Source organism: Paenibacillus sp. FJAT-26967, from assembly GCF_001541095.1.
Lineage (GTDB): Bacteria > Bacillota > Bacilli > Paenibacillales > NBRC-103111 > Paenibacillus_F.
The window spans coordinates 1,028,456-1,048,587 of record NZ_LMXH01000001.1 but is presented as its reverse complement, the minus strand read 5'-3'; the positions used below and the strand labels follow the sequence as shown (position 1 = coordinate 1,048,587).

Here is a 20,132-nt window from a genome sequence, read left to right as displayed (position 1 = left end):
TTTCTCCTCAGTTAATGTTTGTGTTAAACAGTAGGTAAAAATACCCATATCCATAGTATCATTAATGCTGTTCTTATATAAATATTATTTTACAGAATTGTCCTCATTTTGTATTTCGTATGAAATTTCGGACTATTTATGATACAGTTCACCACATATCATCTTAAACCATCCGGCCCGTGACCTGAGTGTACAGTCACACCTGATGTGGCAGTATTTTCTTAACAATGAAATGAATTATTTAAGTCTACTGAAAAAATTTGTTTACCCAGTTATAACACTCCCACAGTTCTTCATCTGAGACTAAATCTGACCTATGCTCGAACATTATCTTTACGTTCTTGTTCTCTTGAATGATGGTATGTAAGTATTCTTGGATTGGAGCCCAGCCTTCACTTGGGTTTTGACTAGGCAACACGGGATATCGATTGTTTTTAATAGTATTATCGTCCGTGATTTGAACATTAGACAAGTGAATCGTGTCTGCGAATCTTGCATATTTCTTTATGGCTAATTTGGAATCAAAGAATGGATCTAATCTATCTTGCAAAAATAACCTTGCTGTATCCAGACAAAGCCTTATATCGCTATGCTTTTCCAACAATTGTTCAAGAAAATTATCGTTGTATATATATTTATTCAAAACATCAAACTCTAAAATAGGAGTAAAGTTATACTCACGACCTTTTTGGGAAAGCCACGTAAATAAGAGTTCACTAGTTTCTTTGAAGTCCTTAAAGGAATGTAAATTTTCATACTCATATTCACTTCTATCTTCAAAACGCCACTTACTCCAATCAACCCTCTCATCTAAGATAACAGGCTTGGGATAATGAAACAGAACATAAGAAGGCTTTATAGCAGCTATAAAATCTAACTCCTGTTGAATAATATTATAGGCCTCTAATCTAACAATCCTATCACTGGACAGAAACAACGCATCCCTAAGTCTTGAAATTCCTGCCCGCAAAGGGAAATGCACGCCTATTTGAAATCCTACTTTCTTGGCTTCTTTTAATAAGTTCGCAATATCATTTTCATGATTAAACAAACACGCTTCAATACCATAAAATCCTTCTTTGAAGTCTCTGTTGTACTTCTTATAGTCAAAGCTCCCGTATTGACCTATGATAAATCTGTTCATGTTCCTTAACCCCCTTAGCTTAAGCCTGCCACGATGTTATGTAGAGTGCGGCTTGTTCTAACTTTATTGCTTCTTCTCCATAGCTTAATCATCATGGACGGTTCAATCCAAATCAGTTACAACTTCCAAAACCTAAAATAGGGGGCGCGGCCTATTTAAGCTCGCCCCCCATTCCCTCCATAAATACATCCTTTATCGTCGATTCAAGTTCACATTATAAGAATAATTAATCCATCGCTGTCCAAATGTCTAAAGCAAGTGTGCGAATCTCAATGTTTATGTGATTCCTATAGGATTTTAGAAGGTTAACACAATCCGGACTCCACAATAAAGCTCTTCCGGCAACCTCAAGTATAGAAAGTCCAATAAACTGGGATTCGTAACAACCTTCAGACCACAGTACTTCTACAATAGCTGCAGCGGTTTCTGGATTCCAATACCCTTTGCTGTCTTTTAAACTTAGCGCAGTCTGCTTATAAGCTTCACTCAAAAGATGCGGCTGCTTTGAAATACGACTAACCATCCTGTTTAGATTCGCAACGGCTCCCTCTACATGATTCCAATCCATTGAGGCGATATACAATTTCATTTCAACATGCTTGAGTGTCTCATTGGGCTCCAGAGCGTCAATAATACCCCTATACAAAGGTGTAAGGTTTACACGCGTACCCGTCGGCAAAGATACCAGCTTGTCTGCAAATTTCAAGAGACGTTGCCGATGAGGCAGATCTCTTGCAGCATTTGCATTCCAATCATCACTTATTGCAGCACTAGCCAAATGCTTAAACACGCCTATTACAATCTCATTGACCTTACCGTCACGGCATGTTTCGATCAACGTGTTCATTGCAGCATTCCATCTAGAACTATCTTCTAAATCCACAATAGCCTTTGCCGTGGCAATCGCAATTCTTTCTTCGTTGCCATTCGTCCAATGCATCATACAATTGAAAGCATATCTTCCTACATCCGCATCCGTATGACTTGCAATTGCAATGATTAATTCTAGATATCGAGGTCTATATTCTACTGGAAGCTCATTAGGCTGTTGGAATAATAAACTCCTTGCAATATCACTTTGTGATGAAGTTGCCATTGAACTTATAATCGTCCATCCACGTTCATCATCCAGAAGCTGCCTTGCAGCATGCCCTATTGCAATGATGACATCCTTATGTGAATTTGTTTTTTCAAACTCGTTCATTAACAGCGGAATGCTGTCACTACTTCTATAAGCACCCAGTAACCTGATGGCTTCTTTTCTAACCGTGATTTTCAGTTTGTCCCGATTTAAAAGTTCTTGGAGCATTGAAGTCAATACAACCGGATTAACTTTACGACTGCATCTGGGGATCGAGTACATGGCTACACGAGCTCTATCTCCATCTAAATTCTGTAGTAGAATGGGGAGTGCCTTTTCGGGTTCGTCCGATAATGAAAGGGCATAAAGTGCAGCTTCTACTACAGATACCTCGTCATCCTTCAAAAGTTCTAGTATCTTACCCGGGCTAAGATCAGGCATTCTCGCCATGATCTTGATAACTCTTGAACGCTCCCAAAGACTGTGCTTAGCATCGAATGCAATTCTTTCTAATAAGGAACTGAACGATTTTTGCTGACGCGGCAGCCACCTGTTAAACCCCTCCGCAGCCGGAACAATATAAATGGTTTTGCCCGATAAAAACTTACCTTTAATAACGGCACCCGAAATAAAGGGATCTAACCATTCTTGACGTTTTAGATGCAAATGCAGGAATACTTCATGAATGGTAATAAAAGATTTATCCGAAGCTAGTAATTCTTTGACTCTTTCATCACGTGTTTTATTAGACGCAAGCCAATGTCTTGTCGCCTGCACGGCTATAGAATCTATATTCGCTTTCGTCGCTTCCTTTAATAAACTTTGAAGTTTGGATAGGCTAAAACCTCTTTTTCCGAATGAATTTGCCAAACTAATCACAAAATTATAGTTTTCTCTTTTGTTTTCCTCCACAGCTAATGGATACATCTCGTCAAATAGTATTTCTTCTATACCTCGAGGAAAATTTCCCTCTAAGGATGGTAATAGCGGGTGGCCCTTCTGTTTAGCTAGTTTTACAATCGTTCTTAAAGCGAACTTGAAAATCTCGCTTTGGGGATTTGATGCCTGGTACCGCATAATGAGAAAAGCTAAGTTTTGAGTTGCAGCCTTTGTACCATATGAAGTATCCCTAGCTTCAATCACACTATCAACAAGTAGTGTAAGCTCTCTTATATTCTCATCCGTGAATAGGGACATGGGACTGTTTGAAAGCTCTGCCAACACTGCATATCGCACAGAGTCCTGATCATTCTTGATACGGCCCAGAAACACTAAAGTCTCCGTAACACCTTGTCTCGAAAGAGCCGTACTCTTAATCAGCTGCGTAAGTGCCCTAGCGCGTTCTTCTGCACTGGATACATGTGCTGCTTTTTTAAGCATCTCCCTTGAATGCTTAATAGAACGACAAGCAGTAATGCTCATTGTTTTTTCCCGATTATCATAGATTTCACGGATACCAAGCATTCGGGCTGCTTCCTTATCACGTAAAGCATGCGGCAACTCATACAGTAATATTTCTGGAAAAATGCGCTCTTGGCGTTTATCTTCTTCATATACGGAATCAAAGAGCACTTTACGATTTGAAGGAGCTATATGGTGAAGTAATTTCGCTACATGCACCGGGTATTCGGCAAGTAATTTCGCCAATTCGATCCATTGATCTATTGAAAAACAATCTCTCCTTTTTAAAATACCGTCCGGTACTCCTTGAGAAATCAGATCGCTTCGCGACTCATTTCGTGTTAGCAGCCTATACACGGCATCAGGATTGATACGAATTAAAATACCCAGCTGTTTTTTTAGCGCAGGATGTATGATTCCCATCGGGCTGTGTTTCAGGGCACATTCTAAAACCAAATCCCCTTTTAAATTGCATAACATTTCGATAGCGGATGAAAATCTCCACCAAACAGATCCCTTTTCCCTAAGGGGTGTGCTTTCTAAAGTTGTTTTAAAATACTCCGCAACCACGTCAATATGCCGACTAGCTAATTTAGACCAGCTTTGAATCGCATATCCAATATCTAATATCCATTTACTAACCGTTTCCTTATGACATGCCGGCAGTAAAATGGATGCCTCCTGCGCTCCCCACCGGGCATACACAAGAGGCAATAGACGCTCTGCCAATTCTTTGCGATCTATAAATGAAATACTGTGCAATAATTTGCGGCGACAATCATACGATAAAGTTACTATTTCACGTTCAATATCCATATCGGAGACCACTTTGGCTAAAAGTCCTGCTGCCTGATTTCTAACAGAGGCTTTAGGATGCTTTAATGCCAGCAAAATAATAGCTGCATTGTGTGTTACACTCGCACCGGTTAATGCAAGATGTGCCTCGTAGGCACCACCTTCCAGTAAAGAAAAAAGCAATTTGGAATACGAAGCGGATCCAATATTATTACGACCTAGTATTGCTATTCTATGAATTCTGTCTGAATATCCAAGTGTATCTAATTCTTCAAGTAAATTCTTCTTATCCAGCAGATCTTTTTTGAAAAACATAAGTCCCCCACTTTCACCTGTTCTTATTTTCATGCCACTTTATTCTCTATTTAACCATCTGTTCCCTTTAATAAATCCATGGAAGCGATGCTCTCCTGTTAATCCAACCAACGAAGCGTAGATGTATCGAATAAACGGACCAGAGATATGGGCTGTAGAGGGGCATTTACAGCAAGATTTGATTAAGAGAGGACACTAATAACTGTAAGAACATTCGCAATTCGAAATATGTAGTACAATCAGGTGTATATGGAGATCATTAAGGAAGGAAAGATAAAGATGTTAATTGACCTTTCTCATATCATTCAAGATGGAATGCCAGGGTTTCCAGGAGATACGGAGACAGTATTGTTACAATCCAAGTACATACACAAGGATTATTATAATAATCATCAGATAACCATTAATATGCATGCAGGTACTCATATCGATGGCCCCATGCATCTAATAAATTGTAATTTGTACCTTAACGAATTTCCCCTCGAGACCTTTGTGGGTGAGGGATGTTTACTAGATGTATCTGAAGAAACCACCATCCATTACAAAGAAGAGTATGAGCAGTCCATCAAACAGGAACAAATTGTTATTTTATATACGGGTCACAGTAAATACTACGGGCAATCAAATTATTTTACGGATTATCCCGTACTGACAGAAGAATTCGCGGAGTTATTAGTAAGGAAACAAGTGAAAATGATCGGTTTGGATACACCGTCACCGGATAAGTATCCATTTGACGTACATAAGTGTCTGTTTCAAAATAACATTCTAATCATAGAAAACTTAACGAATGTTGAACAACTACGACATGTAAAGTCTTTTGAAATCATTGCACTGCCTCTGCATATCAGGGCGGATTCTTCCCCTGCACGTGTGATTGCGCGAGTGAAATGATCTATCTTTACAGACCGTTGATCAATGCTAGTGTGATAATCACGCATTACGCTATCTAACAATTCATAATCAAATGGGGTGTTCATTTGAGAAGAACCGAAATTGTTCCTTGGACGGAAAACTGGTTTGATTTATACCGTAAAGAAGAAGCCCTGTTACAGTCCATATTCTCGAACGAGTTAATTGATATCCATCATATTGGAAGTACTTCCGTACCTCAGATCGGGTTTGCAAAGCCCATTATTGATATACTCATTATCGTCCAGAATATTATCAAGGTAGACGAATATAACGAACAAATGATTCATCAAGGCTACAAATCACGAGGGGAACAAGGAATTGCTGGACGACGATATTTTCCGAAGGGTGGAGACTGTAGAACTCATCATGTACATATTTACGAGGCCGGAAATATAAACATCGAGTATCATCTGAACTTTAAAGAATACTTAATGAATCATCCTGATGAAGCTACAACATACGGAAAATTGAAATTACATTTAGCCCAACAATCACCGGATAATGTTCATGCCTATCAAGATGAGAAAGAAGCCTTTTGCACCGAAATTGTAAAGAAGGCAATGAAATGGGCGACTGAAAATGAAAGAAAAGATATATAGCGTAGAACCGAGCTTTGCTGCCCATACATCGTCATGCCGAAGTAGTCGGGGTTGCGCTTGCGCTAAAACTGTGCGATAGATTTGCGGCTGCGGTACAAAAGGAAGGGCTCTTCCCTTCGCAGATAACCTGCGAGGGAGAGCCCTTCTCGTTTGCATGCAAGATTCGCTAGATCAGATCAGATTTCGCCAACAGCTTCCGAACAACCTCGGCGACTTCAGCGCGCGTCATCGAAGCTTGCGGCGCAAGTTCCGATGCGTTCCGACCGGAGATAATTCCCGCCTTCACGCTCCCCGCAACCGCTTCCTTCGCCCATTTGGAGACCGCATCTCTGTCGGTGAACGGCTGCAATGCGTCTGCCGTGCTGCCGTCAGCCTGCAAGCCGGTCAAATTCATCGCTTTCGCGATAATAACCATTGCTTGCTCGCGTGTAATCTTGTCGTTCGGACGGAACGTACCGTCCTCAAATCCGCTGATCAGTCCAAACTGAGAGGCCGATGCGACCGCATCATGGTACCAGGCTTTCTCAGCTACATCCGAGTACGATACGTATGCATCCGTACCCTCGGGCTTCAAGCCGAGTCCGCGAACGACAATGGCAGCGAATTCTGCTCGAGTGATATCGCGATCGGGACTGAACAAGCCGTCACCTTCGCCGCTTATAATAAGGCGCGAGCCCATCTCGTTCACCGCCGTCTTCGCCCAGTGCCCTTCAACGTCTGCGAATTCTACCTCGTTACCGATCAAAGCATACACACTGTTCGTCCTGCTTTGAATGAGCGCGTGATATTTCCCGTCCAAGACGACGAGCTTCGTAGGCACATGACGTACCGCACCGTCCGGCTCGACGACGACCGCCGTTGTGATCAGATTCGGATCGACACCGTCAGGAATCACGATCGTCCGCTCGACGTAAGCGTCAAACTGAGTGACGGTCACTGACTTCTCGCCGTGTACGCTTCTTACAGTAAACTCAAGAGGCGAAACGACGAGAGAGAATCCGCCTTGCGCTGCAGCGTTTTTTGCAAGGCTTGCCCTGCCGGACGCAGCCGAAGCGATCTCGACCTCGAGATTCACGTCATTCACGTCAGTCGTGCCAATCTGCTTCAATATTGCATCAAGATCAATGAGCTGCGCCGGAAGCGAATACGACGCATTCGATGTCTGGAGCTTCAGTGTCATCTGCTTCTCATCCAGGCTCTTCAGCAATGAGCCCCTCACAGATAGCACAATGACGTCTGCCGACTGGGTCACCGGCACTGTGACGATGCTGCCCTCTTCTGCCGCAGCAAGCAGCGACTTAGCGCCATCCGCACCGATCGCTACAGTCGTAACCTTCCGGCCGCCGACCGCAGCGCTGGAGGCGGATACGTCCCGAACGACTTTCCCATTCACGCGCAGCTCAATTTCGACTTTCTGTTCAGTATCCCCGGCAGTCGGTGGAGTGATACCGGTACTGCCGCCGTCGCTGCCTCCAGCGGGATTATCTTCCCCGCCAGTATTACCGCCTTCGCTACCTCCGGCGGGATTGTCCTCCCCGCCAGTATTACCGCCTTCACTACCTCCGGCGGGATTGTCCTCCCCGCCAGTATTACCGCCTTCGCTGCCTCCACCCTGAGCCGCAATTGGCGTGGCGCTCAGCTCGTTTGAAATCTCGCTGTCCCCTGCTGGACTTGTCGCCTTCACCACGTAGTAGTAAGTCGTTCCATTCGTCAGTCCCGTATCCACATAGCTGTGTACTGCGCTGCTTACAGAATGAATCGGCTCTCCGTAATCGCTCGATAACGTGCTCCGGTATACCTCATACCCCGTCGCAAACTGCACTTCCGACCACTCGAACGTGACACTCGTATCTCCCGCTTTTGCCGAAAGAAGCTCCGGTGCCTGGTCCAGCGCCCACTCCGCATATAACGAGAGACCGGTTGAGCCGACTTTCATTTGCGCTCCGGGCGCGACATGCGTCCCGCTTCTATCGGCCGCCGTGTTCCACCCAACGAAACGGTAACCTTCCTTCACAAGGCCGCTTGCATTGCCGGCGATCTGCGCATAGCTTCCGGACGTATATGCTTGCGGATCGATCGGTACCGTCCCATCAGTCTGGCCATTGCCGTAGTAGGTCACACGCGACATCGCCAGACGACGTAACGTCGGATAACCGGCTTGAACATTAGAGTCGATCATCCAGATCTCGTTCATATCCCATCCCGCTTCCGAATACGTAGCAGCCGACTTCATCTGTGAAGTCGTTAAACCATAAGACGGATGCGCTATATTCGCGACATCAGCGTCGTAGAAGCTTTTTTCAATCATTCCGTAGCCGTAGGGTCCAGCAATTCCTCCTACTTGATTCCCCCCCGTCACCTTGATCACTGCATAACTTGTACCGATTCTGCCATAGTTTCCTCCCGCGATTCCTCCGGCACTTCCCGATCCGCTTATACTGGCAATCGCGTAGCTGTTCTCGATTTTGCCGTTAGTATCATTGTAACCGACCAAGCCGCCTGCCGAATTATTGCTTTGCACTTCTGCCTCAGCATAGCTTCGTTGGAGAGTGCCGTAATTTTCGCCGGCCAGGCCGCCGACTTGGATATTGCCCATGGCTTGGCCGGAGAAAGCGCTCCGTTCGATGACAGCTGTGCTGTCATTAATGCCGACCAAGCCGCCAACAACATCGCCTCCCTGTACGATGCCGGCCACCACGCTGTCCGAAATGGCCCCTCGGTTCACGGCAGCCACCGCTCCGACTCTTCGGGAGGACTTCGCATTAACGCCAATCAGCTTTAGATCACGGATCTGAGCTTCTTCTCCAACGTAGCCGAACAAGCCGCCATCGCTCTTAAGATCAAAGGCCAGGTTCGATATGGTAAATCCGTCGCCGTCCAGTTGCCCCTTAAAGGGCATCCTCTCTGTACCGATCGGATCCCAGCCCGAATCATCAGTTGGTTTACTCATATCAATGTCCGCTGCTAACTTGAAATAAACATCCTTCATGCCAAGATGCTGCCTTATTTGGTCCATGTGATCCGGTTCTGTGATCAGATAAGGCTGCTGCTTAGTCCCCAGCCCTTTCATGGCTGTGTGCCGCAGCACATTCACCGTATACGTCTTCGACGTTTGGCTCGGCAACGTGACGGTGACAGGAATCTTGTTCCATCCTACATTCAGGAGGATCTCCCCGCTCGGAATACCGGATTCTGCAGCCGCTCCATTGATCGTCAACGACCCGTCGGGCCTATACGCAGCTGCCGTAACGGACAGGCTCTCCACGCTATACGGCACCTTGACCTTATAAGAGTTTACACCGGGGTGAAATGCCGGCTCCATGCTGCCGCCCCACAGTTTCAAATCCGACAAATCTGTCGCACTGTCAGAATGCAGCAGCTTCGGTCCCGACCAGATGCGTAATTGCAGATCCTCAATGGCCACTCCCGAGGGCGGTTTAATCACAAACGTGACCTGACCGCCTGTTGTAAAGGAGGAGAATCCGCCATTGGCGTCGCTATTCCGGTTCCCACTATCCATCGGATCCGTATTTTTAAATTGAGCGCCCTCCGCTCCAACGAACACCTCTGTCCTGCCGGTAACCGGCAACTCCTGCCCGCCGCTTGTGCCATACACGTTGAGCGTGACGGAATAGAAACCATCGAACTCAGAATTCGGAACGGAAACGCCCTTGTGGATGGACGTTGCCGCGAAGGCAGGCTTTTCTGCCGCAGTAGAATTGACCTTTACAGTAAAACCATCGTACGAATAACCGGCGACCCAGCTCACGGTGCCGTCCGTAATATAAGCGCCGACGATTTGCTTGCCCAGCGGATTATCGATTGTAATAGTCGACTTGCCCGCTTGGTCAGCGGACGTCGCTATCGTCCCGTCAGCGAAGCGCATATACAACTGCTCCCCTGCCGACAGCTGCGCCTGCATGTCGAACGTTACGGAGCTTGACGTCGAAATACAACCGGCTAAGAGCGAACAAACCAGCATAATGCTGATAAACAAGCTGCCGAGCTTTGTCATCCTTCTGTTAAAATACATGTTTCCACCTCATCTGATTAACGTTCTCTTTGTCGAATATAATCGGAAAACGCAAAAATAAAAATCCCCCAAACGGGGGAGAACCCTTCGGGGGATTTCAATCCGGCAAGCTTAGTTCTTTGGCGCGTCGCATAGCAGCACCCTATTCTAAGCTGGTGTCACACTACAGACGTTGCCTATGCTTTGGCATCGAATCTTTCTTATACGCCTGTATACGCTACTCCATCGATCATCATAAGGCAGTCGGAGTCAATAAACTCTGTTGTTGTTGTCATTCTTGCTGGAAAAGAATCTGCGGCAAAGTAATCTGAAAATACCTTCTCCATTTCAGGTAAGTCCTTAATGTTTTTCAAGAATACATGTACCTTTGCAACCCTTTCTAGCGGAACCTCACATTTTTGAAAAGTTTCTTTTAATCCTGAAAAAGTACTATGTATTTGTTCAGTAACGAAAGGAGGCTGTTAGCAAACAAAGAAAACCTAAGCCAATGTGAGTCTTTAGGATGAATAAGGCCGCCTGCATTGCCTGCGATTTGAGTATAGCTCCCCAAACGGGTACGCTTGCAGGTCGACCGGCGCCTCAATATGACCATTCCCGTAGTAATTCACACGTGATATCATCGGCCGCAGCGCCGACTACCCAATCATTGACATCAGCGTTGCACGGCACCCACCGATCCTACCTGAGGGCCGCGTTAACGCGAAACAGCTATCCTGAGTTTGTGCTCCTTCTCCAACCTAGCCTAACAAACCACCATCGTCCTTGAGATCGAAGATCAGATTCGATATTGTAAACTTTGCGGGTCAGGCGATCGTTTTTACCGGTTCACATGTCCATTATACTATTTTGTGAAAATATGGACACCCCGGTTAATGGTTCCTATGTCAAAATAATTACTAACGAAAGTTTACGCAATGCTAGTGAATTTAAATAAAAAGTTGACTATCTTAAAATGTAATGTTATCTTGTTTATGTATTAAAATACCATAATATAGGAGGTAAGACATGAAATCAATTATATCAAAAGCACTAATTTTTACTCTATTAAGTACGTTGTGTTTATTCGGTAATTCTAGTAATTTTGCTAGCGCTAGTTCTAACTCTGATCCATTAGACAACCAGAGATATTTAATTGAATTCATAGACGGTGAAGAAGTAATCAACGATACGAAGCAAAGGCTGTATATTTCAAGTCCTATAACAGCTGATGGTACATCGCTTCCTCTACAAGAATACTTAGAAATTCTAGAGTACTCGGACCAAATGCTAAATCAAGTGCAGGATCACACGCCTATTGAGGAAAAATTAATCGAAAAGGATAACAGTTTAGCAACCCCAATGTCAACCTATAATATTATTAGTTATGTATCAGATTTAGATTGGAAATCAACGGGTCCGAAGGAAGTAGTTTCCGCTTCTGTTCAATGTCCAGTTGGTGGAGGTTCTTGCCAAATTCAATCGACGTCACAAAGGACTTATCAAGAATCTTTTAGTGTAGGTGTAGAAGGAGGATGGAAAGAGTATATTAGGGGCCATTTCGGTTTCTCTTGGGGGAACTCTACCTCTTCACAACTCGCGTACCAATTGCCAATTCCTGAAGGAAAGACTGGATATATGGCATTCAGGCCATGGATCCAATACACAAGAGGCAATATCGTAACAAAATGGTATACTTATGGAACATTGATCTCGACGTCAACAAGTAATATGGTTTTTGCAAATGCCGCCGAAAAACTTCCTAATGACTTTGCTAACGGAATTTATTCAATTGAATTTCCTTATTAATTAGTATAATAAGTAAGGCTTACACTATGTAGGTGTAAGCCTTACAAATATCAAGGGGTGATATATATTTTTTTTCTCGGTAGCGTATTGTTATTTACAGGATGTTTTGCGATTATTTTTGCTGGATTTGAAAAAGTACTATTGTTTTCTTTCGTTTATGCCAAGACTCAATACATAACAATGGATAATATTAGGTTAAATGTCCCGACATATGTTTGGAATATTACCAATGCAACATTTGTTTTTGGTATTTTCTTAGTTGCCGCAAGTATAATAATACTAGTTTATCAAAAAGATAGGAGAAACAAAAAATAAAACTAATTAATACATCAATTCATTTTATTTCCAAAAAAAGATTCGGTCCAAGGGTAAACGTAATATGTTATTAGGTTCATAACGCATTCTGGTTGTGTATCGTCGGCTAGAATGCTGAGCCAAACTGGACATGATTGCCTGATTGCCGCTACAAAATAAAATCCTCTCACAAGGTAAATTATTCTTAATGAAACCTTGAGAATGTCAGAACAAATAAGCTGTTGCGATATTATTAATATTTTTCCATTCAAAAGAAAAGTCATAGTAGTTAAAGGGTACTATTTTCATAGTAAGTACCGCCATTTTATTTCCTTATTTTACAAAACTAACCTACACTTTGCTTTCGGATTGTTATTAGACATAACGTAGATTTAACACTTTGATCCGGTTAAATTATCTACAAACGTTTATAAACATTCGGCTCTCTCCTACTACCTTCTATTAACTCCCTCTTCTTCATTGGACTTTTTAAAGTAGCTATGCCGGGAGACTTTTTATCCGGATCAACTTTATAAATTACTGGTGGCTTTGGAGGTTTACTTATTCCCGACTTCCTTATAGGCTTTCGTCGAGTAGTGGATTGTCAACAGTAAATCAGAAAACCTTTTTAAGAGCGAACTTCTTAACGATACTGAACAGGTGTTATATAGCCTAATGTTCCATGAATACGATGCTAGTTGAGCCAATTAACATAATCGTACAATTCCAGTTCCAGATGACGAAGAACATCTTCACTTACCTCTTATCACTTATAAAGTAGTAGAGATGGAGTCTTTTGCACGATTATTACATCATCCGGGAAGTCATTTGCATTAACAGGTACAGAAACCACATAAAACGTATTGAAATCCTCTAGCTTATCTAATTCAATTTCAGCATCCACAACAACCGCATTCCCCTTAGATAAAACGGTTTCGAATGAACTGACTTCCTCACTGGCCAGGGCTTTATGGTTAATATAAAACGTATTCCTGTATCTTACTTCAGGATGACCAAAAAGTTTGAATGTGATTTTAAGTTTTCCACTCTTATCAACCTTAAAATTGTCTTGCTTTGTTTCACCGTTCACAGATAAGTCACTAAAGACACGCTTTTCCAATGCTTCTACATCAACTTTCTCCATCACACTATGCTTCTTCAGCAAATCCTCCGTCACGGGTTCCGTTGACTGGTGGACATTACTTAATCCCTCTTGTTGCGAAAGAGCAGCAATATCCAACATTTCTGTATCTTGGTTAAAAATCAGTTCCGTGCCCGTTTCCAACGTTGTTTGGTAACCTCCATACGATGTCGTCTCTTTCATATCCGGAAGAAAAGAAGGATTATACATACTGACAATGCTGATATGAAGATTGTCCCCTGATTTCCCTATGATCGGAGTAAACAAGAATGTGAATGGTGTATCTTGATCATCCTCTTTTACCTGTATAGTATGCATATATTGATATGAAGCTGCGGTTTTATTCAATTTGTAGGGCTGCGGTTTTCCATCAACAAAGATAAGAAAACCAACATTTTTGGCATCTCCCGAAGCTCGCACGGAATAATCGAGCGTTAACTCACCGCCGTTGTACTGTAAAGGGAGCATTTTTCCTTTTCCATCAATTTTGGGATTATAAAAACCATGAAACAAATTACCCTTAACAATTGTATTCTCTTCCAATGTATTCTGAGTTTGAGTTGTTTGGCCAGGAGAAGCCTCCGAATGCAAGCTTTTCGTATTATTCGTAGAACAGCCGGCTATCACCATTGTAAAAATTATACAGAAAACTGCCCCTTTAAAGACCCGTAGCTTTTTCATCTAAATTCTCTCCTTATTCTATAAATAAAAAAAGAAGATGCTTATACCGATGCAGATAAAGACGAAAAATGCTTTATCTGCACGGTCTAAGCATCTTCTTCTACCTATTAATCAAGCTTAGATGCGTACATACGTATAAACCGCATAGGCGCCATATGTGTTGCCGCCTTGTACACCATGTGTCCCATTAACAGCATAGGAACCTGCCGGAAGACCAACATGAGAACCATAGAACGTTGTTATTCCTCTTGAACTATTGGTTTGTGGTTTCGTCGCAATTGTTGCACCCGATGAATTTTGAACCGATGAAGAGTATGATAAGTAGGCTTGATCATTATTTGAAGTTACATTTGTAATAAATGATGCCGTGTAAGCTGTACTGGTTAACGTTCCTTTTAAGATTCCATATCCATTTGTCGATCTAGTCTTTACGTCTGCAAATGCTGACACTGAAAATAAAGATACGCTCAACATCGCCGCTGCACCAACAACAATTACTTTTTTGCTGAATTTCATAATAATTCCTCCTCGAATTTTTTGGTTTTTGAACACCACCAGATTGAATGAGCATCGTCAAACAACCATAAACAGCCTATCACCTCCCTATTAATTGTGAGCTACGCTTATCTTTGTCAGAGCAACATAAAGAGTAACATGATCTAGAGTTAAATCTTAGTTAGTCCCTGCAAAATCAAAGTGGACTAATCTGCTACCTAAACGAATCCTACTAACAAAACATGACGATTTTTAACCAAAATTTTGTTTTTTTTGATACAATAGGAAATAAAGGAGGTAATTTAAATTGATATGGAGAAATGGTTATCTTTTCTTCAATGTAATTTTTATTACCTAGATCGTTCGACACAAGAATTGATTTACCAGTCATTCCGGGATTTAATTTATAAAGATATTTACATTCTGTTCCAGAACCATGAACTAGCAGACGACGTTGTTCAAGAAGCCTTCATAAAAGTAATTACCAAAGCGTCTACCTTACAACACCCCGTGAATTTAAAAGCATGGATCAAGAAGGTTTCTAGAAATACCGCTTACGACATGTTCAAGAAAGACAAAAAATATCGATATTTCCCGGATCCAAATATCGTAAAATATCAATACCGTAATGGTTTTCCACCTTCATATGAGTTAAATGTAGCTGAGTTAGTTGAACAGCAGCTTCGTGATGGACTATTACACGACTCCTTGAACGATTTAAAAACAAAGTATCATTATATTTTGCTGCTGTACTACCTAGAGGACAAATCGCATAAAGAAATCGCTCACCAACTTAATATTTCCGAACAAGCTTCTGCACAATTATTAGTCCGGGCGCGTAAAAAATTATTGCAAAACTTCTCTAAGAAATGGGTTGAGGATGACGTATAGAAAGAGACATTAAGATATTTGTGCTATTCAAAATGGAAGTTCATCTATGAGCAATGCACGGAATCTCATAACATGCAGAGGAATGTTACCGGTCGTATTTGGGAGGGCACAGTTCATGTTTAAACACTATCCAGAATCATTGAAGGTAGACGCAATTAGACTGCATGCGTAAGAAGGTTGGAGCTGCAGAAAATAACAGAGCATTTGGAGATTCATGACAAGGACCTTGTGAGGAAATGGATGAGGAAATATCGCCTGGAAGAGTTGTGTGCTTACTTGGAAGTCAGCCGAAGTGGTTGCTACGCTCACCTAAAGCGTAAAGACAGTGATCCGGATCAAGAGCTGAAGCAGAGGATTCGCACCATTTATGAGCAGCGCAACAAGTTTGGCTCGTCGCAATAGCAGTATCCTATTGCTGACACCCAGCTTGCGTTACGAATTTTTAATATGCCATTTTGCCGTCTGCGATGCGATATTCAGACGGCCCGCGATTTCCTTGTTCGTCAAACCTTCGGCGATCAACCCAACGACGCGCTGCCTGCTCGGTCAGATGCTTGTACTCGGACGGTTCCATTATCGGCATCTTCCGGAAAACCTTTGCCTCGTCGGCCGCTGTATCCCCGTGCTCACTCTTTATTTTCTCCAGAGTCTGCGACTGCCACCGCCCCTTTCCTGACCAACAGGAGCAAGTTTCAACATAATGAGAGAAACATTTGAGACTAATTATTTTGGTGTTTTACGAATGATTCAAGCTTCGGTCCCTTTAATGAATGAGAATAGGTATGGGCGTATCGTTAATATCACTTCCGGATCGTGTGAAGGTCAAGCACCCCAATCCTCATAATTTATAATCAAAAAAGAAGCGGGACAATGCCCGCTCCGTAGCTGTATACGCGCCAATACACCAACTTAGCGTTCTTAAAAGCAGTCCACTGGCTGACGAGGAACGAGTTGCTTTTTTAGTCTTCGGAGTACTCATTTTCTCATAACCAAGACTTTTGCAGATCTCTGTTGAGGTTTTGTTTTTTACAATTTTTCTTTAGTCAATTTGATATCCATCCAAGGTTGCCAATTAGAACCGTCACTTAATAATTCCCATTTTCCCTTTAAAGTGTTACCATCACTGCTGAATTCGCCCCTAAAGCGTTCCAATTCACCATTAATCGTCCAGAAACGATTTTGTAGATTTGCCAGATAAGCACCTGCGTTTCCTTTATTGTCGAAAGAACGAGTGAAATACGTCTTTTTCGAAGAATCATACCCGATGACCTCCGTGGTTTTGACCACTTCATTACCCATGTGTCCATCCACTTTGTGAATAAGGAAGAACCCCCCAGGTAGCCATTCGTAAGTGTCCACTGCAATTAGTCTGGTTGCAGGGCTGGATGAAGTAGCTTTAATTTCCCCTTCCGTATTCCACTTGCCGACAAATATCTCTAGAAGTCTGTGCTCGGGACCAGGGATGGGTAGTTGCTGTAGATCTTGGGTTTCGTCATTCATTGTCATGAAATTATCCTCTTTTCTTTGTTTCCATAAGTCTATCTCATATAATTACTATCAACTTCTTCTCGATTGCTAACTGCTCAGACGTTCACATTGAGCTTCTGAGCAAGGTATTGTGTCCCCCTCGTTTTCACTTGCGCCGAAGCGCTTTTCGACAGAATTGTTAGTATAGACCGACAATACATTTCTTGAATTGAGCAAATCAAAGAAACCCAAGTAATCAAACTTGAGTTCCTTTGCACCACATTTGGATTATTACCTAACACATAACACATGTCATTGGATTGAATTCATTAACTCGTAGAAATATTTAGGTTCATGCGTTTTATTAAGATGATACCAAGCATCTAATGTTTTTGGAGAAAATACATCTAGCCTTTTTAAAACATGAACAGAAAATTCTAACGGAGCTACTCCGGATGCGGTGATCAATTTCCCATCGGTGACAGCCGATTCCACTTTGTAATATTCTTCGCCCGTGTAAGAAGGGCAAATCATTTTAAGGTAGTCCAAATCATTGCTTGTGTGCCAACGTGAATCTAACAATCCTGCTTGAGCAAGTCCTAAGGTAGCTCCGCATATTGCTCCAACTACTATCCCTTCCTTTAAACACATCTCGGCAATTTTTAATACGGGCACGTGAATAGCTTCTGTCCATGTATTGCCACCAGGTAAAATCAGTGCATCTACGCTTTTAATGCTGCACTCATCCACTTTAATGTCAGGCATTATTTTCAATCCGCCCATTGTAGTTACTGGAGTCTTTTCTATCCCAACGGTGACTATTTTTGCTGGAGCCAGCCCCTGCCTAAAGTATCTTCCAGAGTTCAGTTCGGCGGCTAAATAACCTATTTCCCAATCGGACATGGTATCAAACACATAAAGATATACGGTATTATTCATTTTTAAGTGCTCCTCATAAAGTTTATTAGGTAACAGCAACCATTCATCCTTAATTAGTGGTTATCCTTATAATAAAACAACTTCACTGACAACTGATGTCAGTGAAGTTATTAATCTTGATAATATTCCATTAACTCTGAAGCAACCGCCACAAGTTTATTCTTGAGATTCTGTGGCTCCATAACTTGAAGAGATTTTCCATAGGGAAGAATTATATACGGAACATATGTATACAGTGATTCTTCCTCAAGTAAAAAAACGGCTTGCGTTGATGTCCGCTCCTGCAAATGATGCTCCAAAAACCAATGTATGCATAAATCATCCAACGCCTCTGCCCGGCCACCAATAACTACAGAAATTAATCCGGATTTACCTCCTACATCTGGTAACAGATTTTTCATAAAAAAAGTACGCGCTGAAAAATCAATGGGACGCCTAAATGAGAATGGCGCGCGCGTGATGTTCAGAATTCTTTCTACCCGAAAGCTGCGGATCTCATTCCGCAGGCGGCAAAATGCAATGGTGTACCACTTATTGTTCCAATTAACCACGCCATAGGGGTCTATTACCCTATTGGGGGACTGCTCTTCATGACTGTTACGATAAGAAATTTCTACAGAACATTCATTTGCTACAGCGTGTTCTAATTCTTGCAATACCGGCTGAACAGCGGGGTATCCCCTGCGGTTTATTACTTCAAATCCGGCTACATGATGACTTAGTATACTTTCCTGCTCCTGATTCGAATACATTTTCAACTTGGATGTTGCATTCTCTAATGCCTCACTCAAAGGATATCCGGCTTCTTTTGCAAATAGGGCAGCATGAAGCAGTGTCTTTTTTTCATCCATACTAAATAGCAGAGGAGATTTGATAAAATTGTGCAGCAAGCTATACCCGCCATTGTGCCCTGTGTCGGATATGATAGGGACGCCACTGGCACATAGTGCATCCATATACCGATAAACGGTTCTTATATTTATCTCTAACTTTTCCGATATTTGCTTTGCAGTCAATTTCTCTCCCGAATTCAACATCCATAGAATTGTTAGCATATTATCATTTTTTGGCATAACATAACCCTCACCTTTGATTACCACTATACTTAACTTCTAACAAGCATTTTAAGTGTATTAAGTTAATTATACATTTCATATAACAAGGAGCGTAGCCTATTTAGGCTCGCTCCCCCATTCCATCCATATTACACACTCCACATGTGATGAGCAGACAGTGACAACATACATGAATGTGTCCGTAAGAATGTGTTTGCTCTAGTAAATTTGAATATTGTCATAGGTTGAACTAAGAACTAATCCGCTTCGATAATTAGGCGGTTTTTTATCGACTAAAAGTGATTAATTACCAGTACAAGAATTAGTTTTTTGGAATCGAATTGAAAATATATTCTTTGTAGTGTCCGTTGTCAGATGAGAATCTTAAAATATTCCCGTCTTCGGGAATACCTTCAAAATAAGCCCCAATACAACCAGTAGTACATCTGTGACCTGATATTAAAATATTAACATTTTTTAAGCTGTATTTATCTTCAAGTTCATTCATAAAGTTGAAGACTCTTGATATGTAGGTCTTAATTTCTTCAACGCCTTTATAAACACTCGCATCAGGTACTACTCCGACCATTTTTACATCGCTTTTTTTTAATCCATCGGCTTCACCTAAATCGAATACATCTAGTCTCATATCAATTATTGCTTTAGCACCTGTAGCAATCTCAGCAGTTTGGATAGCTCTTTCTTGTGGGGAAGTAAAGACGTAGTCAAATTTTATATTCTTAAGTTTATCCCTTAGAAGTTCCGCTTGATTGATACCTAGTTCATTTAATGGCAACCCTAGTCTTCCTTGGAGTCTTCTCTCTTTGTTCAAATCTGTTTGTCCGTGTCGAACTACATAAATCATACTGTAACCTCCCCAACGTAATATTCGTATTTCCCCTCTGTCCCTTGAACACTTTAATGTAGTCACAGTCATAATACCATATACTGGTACACAAGGAGAATGCACAAACTCTTTGTTCGTTTTGGATGTAAGTACCATTGCATTGAGGAAAATTTTGTACGGCAAAAAGCAATTCACTAGGCACTGGGTAGGGTCTTTTTTAGCCTAAGGCATATGAAAAGAACCGCCTTTTTGGG

At 42.1% G+C, this 20,132-nt stretch carries 16 protein-coding genes; 5 read left to right on the top strand and 11 right to left on the bottom strand.

Annotated features, from left to right (window positions below):
• Nucleotides 1-247: 247 nt before the first annotated feature.
• Both AR333_RS04585 and AR333_RS04580 read right to left on the bottom strand, forming a co-directional pair.
• Complete coding sequence (locus tag AR333_RS04585) at nucleotides 248-1,144, bottom strand: hypothetical protein (protein ID WP_068774118.1); 897 nt, start codon at nucleotides 1,142-1,144, stop codon at nucleotides 248-250.
• 226 nt (nucleotides 1,145-1,370) lie between these two features.
• Nucleotides 1,371-4,769 carry a HEAT repeat domain-containing protein gene (locus AR333_RS04580; RefSeq protein WP_253735718.1) on the bottom strand — a complete coding sequence of 1,133 codons (3,399 nt, stop codon included), beginning with the start codon at nucleotides 4,767-4,769 and terminating at the stop codon, nucleotides 1,371-1,373.
• 246 nt (nucleotides 4,770-5,015) lie between these two features.
• Here AR333_RS04580 and AR333_RS04575 point away from each other — a divergent pair, with 246 nt between their 5' ends.
• Complete coding sequence (locus AR333_RS04575; protein ID WP_068774117.1) at nucleotides 5,016-5,630, top strand: cyclase family protein; 615 nt, start codon at nucleotides 5,016-5,018, stop codon at nucleotides 5,628-5,630.
• An 86-nt stretch (nucleotides 5,631-5,716) separates the two neighbouring features.
• Nucleotides 5,717-6,250 (top strand): GrpB family protein, encoded by a 534-nt coding sequence (locus AR333_RS04570; protein ID WP_068774116.1) that lies wholly within the window; start codon nucleotides 5,717-5,719, stop codon nucleotides 6,248-6,250.
• A 166-nt stretch (nucleotides 6,251-6,416) separates the two neighbouring features.
• On the opposite strand, the gene AR333_RS04565 is transcribed toward AR333_RS04570, so the two are convergent.
• Nucleotides 6,417-10,283: an S-layer homology domain-containing protein gene (locus AR333_RS04565; protein ID WP_068774115.1), complete on the bottom strand. Its 3,867-nt coding sequence runs from the start codon at nucleotides 10,281-10,283 to the stop codon at nucleotides 6,417-6,419.
• 200 nt (nucleotides 10,284-10,483) lie between these two features.
• Nucleotides 10,484-10,720 (bottom strand): RidA family protein, encoded by a 237-nt coding sequence (locus AR333_RS24165; RefSeq protein WP_084783501.1) that lies wholly within the window; start codon nucleotides 10,718-10,720, stop codon nucleotides 10,484-10,486.
• Between the two features lie 568 nt (nucleotides 10,721-11,288).
• On the opposite strand from AR333_RS24165, the gene AR333_RS04560 reads away from it, so the two are divergent.
• On the top strand, nucleotides 11,289-12,068 hold the full coding sequence (locus AR333_RS04560; RefSeq protein WP_068774114.1) for a hypothetical protein: 780 nt from the start codon (nucleotides 11,289-11,291) through the stop codon (nucleotides 12,066-12,068).
• Between the two features lie 1,060 nt (nucleotides 12,069-13,128).
• Here the strand turns inward: AR333_RS04560 and AR333_RS04555 are convergent.
• On the bottom strand, nucleotides 13,129-14,184 hold the full coding sequence (locus tag AR333_RS04555) for a beta-glucanase/beta-glucan synthetase (RefSeq protein ID WP_068774113.1): 1,056 nt from the start codon (nucleotides 14,182-14,184) through the stop codon (nucleotides 13,129-13,131).
• A 117-nt stretch (nucleotides 14,185-14,301) separates the two neighbouring features.
• Nucleotides 14,302-14,700, bottom strand: coding sequence for a hypothetical protein (locus AR333_RS24525; protein ID WP_253735717.1), 399 nt, complete (start codon nucleotides 14,698-14,700; stop codon nucleotides 14,302-14,304).
• A gap of 291 nt (nucleotides 14,701-14,991) precedes the next feature.
• On the opposite strand from AR333_RS24525, the gene AR333_RS04550 reads away from it, so the two are divergent.
• Nucleotides 14,992-15,570, top strand: coding sequence for an RNA polymerase sigma factor (locus AR333_RS04550; protein WP_068774112.1), 579 nt, complete (start codon nucleotides 14,992-14,994; stop codon nucleotides 15,568-15,570).
• A 432-nt stretch (nucleotides 15,571-16,002) separates the two neighbouring features.
• On the opposite strand, the gene AR333_RS25730 is transcribed toward AR333_RS04550, so the two are convergent.
• Nucleotides 16,003-16,092, bottom strand: coding sequence for a LuxR C-terminal-related transcriptional regulator (locus AR333_RS25730; protein ID WP_084783500.1), 90 nt, complete (start codon nucleotides 16,090-16,092; stop codon nucleotides 16,003-16,005).
• 178 nt (nucleotides 16,093-16,270) lie between these two features.
• Here AR333_RS25730 and AR333_RS24155 point away from each other — a divergent pair, with 178 nt between their 5' ends.
• Nucleotides 16,271-16,414, top strand: a complete 144-nt coding sequence (locus AR333_RS24155; RefSeq protein ID WP_084783499.1) for an SDR family NAD(P)-dependent oxidoreductase — start codon at nucleotides 16,271-16,273, stop codon at nucleotides 16,412-16,414.
• A 182-nt stretch (nucleotides 16,415-16,596) separates the two neighbouring features.
• On the opposite strand, the gene AR333_RS04540 is transcribed toward AR333_RS24155, so the two are convergent.
• From AR333_RS04540 to AR333_RS04525, 4 genes are all read right to left on the bottom strand, one after another.
• On the bottom strand, nucleotides 16,597-17,076 hold the full coding sequence (locus tag AR333_RS04540) for a DUF1579 family protein (RefSeq protein WP_068774110.1): 480 nt from the start codon (nucleotides 17,074-17,076) through the stop codon (nucleotides 16,597-16,599).
• Between the two features lie 273 nt (nucleotides 17,077-17,349).
• The gene (locus tag AR333_RS04535) at nucleotides 17,350-17,976 is read right to left on the bottom strand and encodes a type 1 glutamine amidotransferase family protein (RefSeq protein WP_068774109.1); all 627 of its coding nucleotides are present in this window, start codon (nucleotides 17,974-17,976) and stop codon (nucleotides 17,350-17,352) included.
• 110 nt (nucleotides 17,977-18,086) lie between these two features.
• Nucleotides 18,087-19,049, bottom strand: a complete 963-nt coding sequence (locus AR333_RS04530; protein ID WP_068775123.1) for a YafY family protein — start codon at nucleotides 19,047-19,049, stop codon at nucleotides 18,087-18,089.
• Between the two features lie 304 nt (nucleotides 19,050-19,353).
• Nucleotides 19,354-19,896 (bottom strand): histidine phosphatase family protein, encoded by a 543-nt coding sequence (locus AR333_RS04525; protein ID WP_068774108.1) that lies wholly within the window; start codon nucleotides 19,894-19,896, stop codon nucleotides 19,354-19,356.
• Nucleotides 19,897-20,132: the final 236 nt, after the last annotated feature.

Coding starts and splice junctions, on each gene's coding strand:
- AR333_RS04585 (WP_068774118.1), bottom strand. CDS start 1,144: ATGAACAGATTTATCATAGGTCAATACGGGAGCTTTGACTATAAGAAG.
- AR333_RS04580 (WP_253735718.1), bottom strand. CDS start 4,769: ATGAAAATAAGAACAGGTGAAAGTGGGGGACTTATGTTTTTCAAAAAA.
- AR333_RS04575 (WP_068774117.1), top strand. CDS start 5,016: ATGTTAATTGACCTTTCTCATATCATTCAAGATGGAATGCCAGGGTTT.
- AR333_RS04565 (WP_068774115.1), bottom strand. CDS start 10,283: ATGTATTTTAACAGAAGGATGACAAAGCTCGGCAGCTTGTTTATCAGC.
- AR333_RS04560 (WP_068774114.1), top strand. CDS start 11,289: ATGAAATCAATTATATCAAAAGCACTAATTTTTACTCTATTAAGTACG.
- AR333_RS04555 (WP_068774113.1), bottom strand. CDS start 14,184: ATGAAAAAGCTACGGGTCTTTAAAGGGGCAGTTTTCTGTATAATTTTT.
- AR333_RS24525 (WP_253735717.1), bottom strand. CDS start 14,700: ATGAAATTCAGCAAAAAAGTAATTGTTGTTGGTGCAGCGGCGATGTTG.
- AR333_RS04550 (WP_068774112.1), top strand. CDS start 14,992: ATGGAGAAATGGTTATCTTTTCTTCAATGTAATTTTTATTACCTAGAT.
- AR333_RS24155 (WP_084783499.1), top strand. CDS start 16,271: ATGAGAGAAACATTTGAGACTAATTATTTTGGTGTTTTACGAATGATT.
- AR333_RS04540 (WP_068774110.1), bottom strand. CDS start 17,076: ATGACAATGAATGACGAAACCCAAGATCTACAGCAACTACCCATCCCT.
- AR333_RS04535 (WP_068774109.1), bottom strand. CDS start 17,976: ATGAATAATACCGTATATCTTTATGTGTTTGATACCATGTCCGATTGG.
- AR333_RS04530 (WP_068775123.1), bottom strand. CDS start 19,049: ATGCCAAAAAATGATAATATGCTAACAATTCTATGGATGTTGAATTCG.
- AR333_RS04525 (WP_068774108.1), bottom strand. CDS start 19,896: ATGATTTATGTAGTTCGACACGGACAAACAGATTTGAACAAAGAGAGA.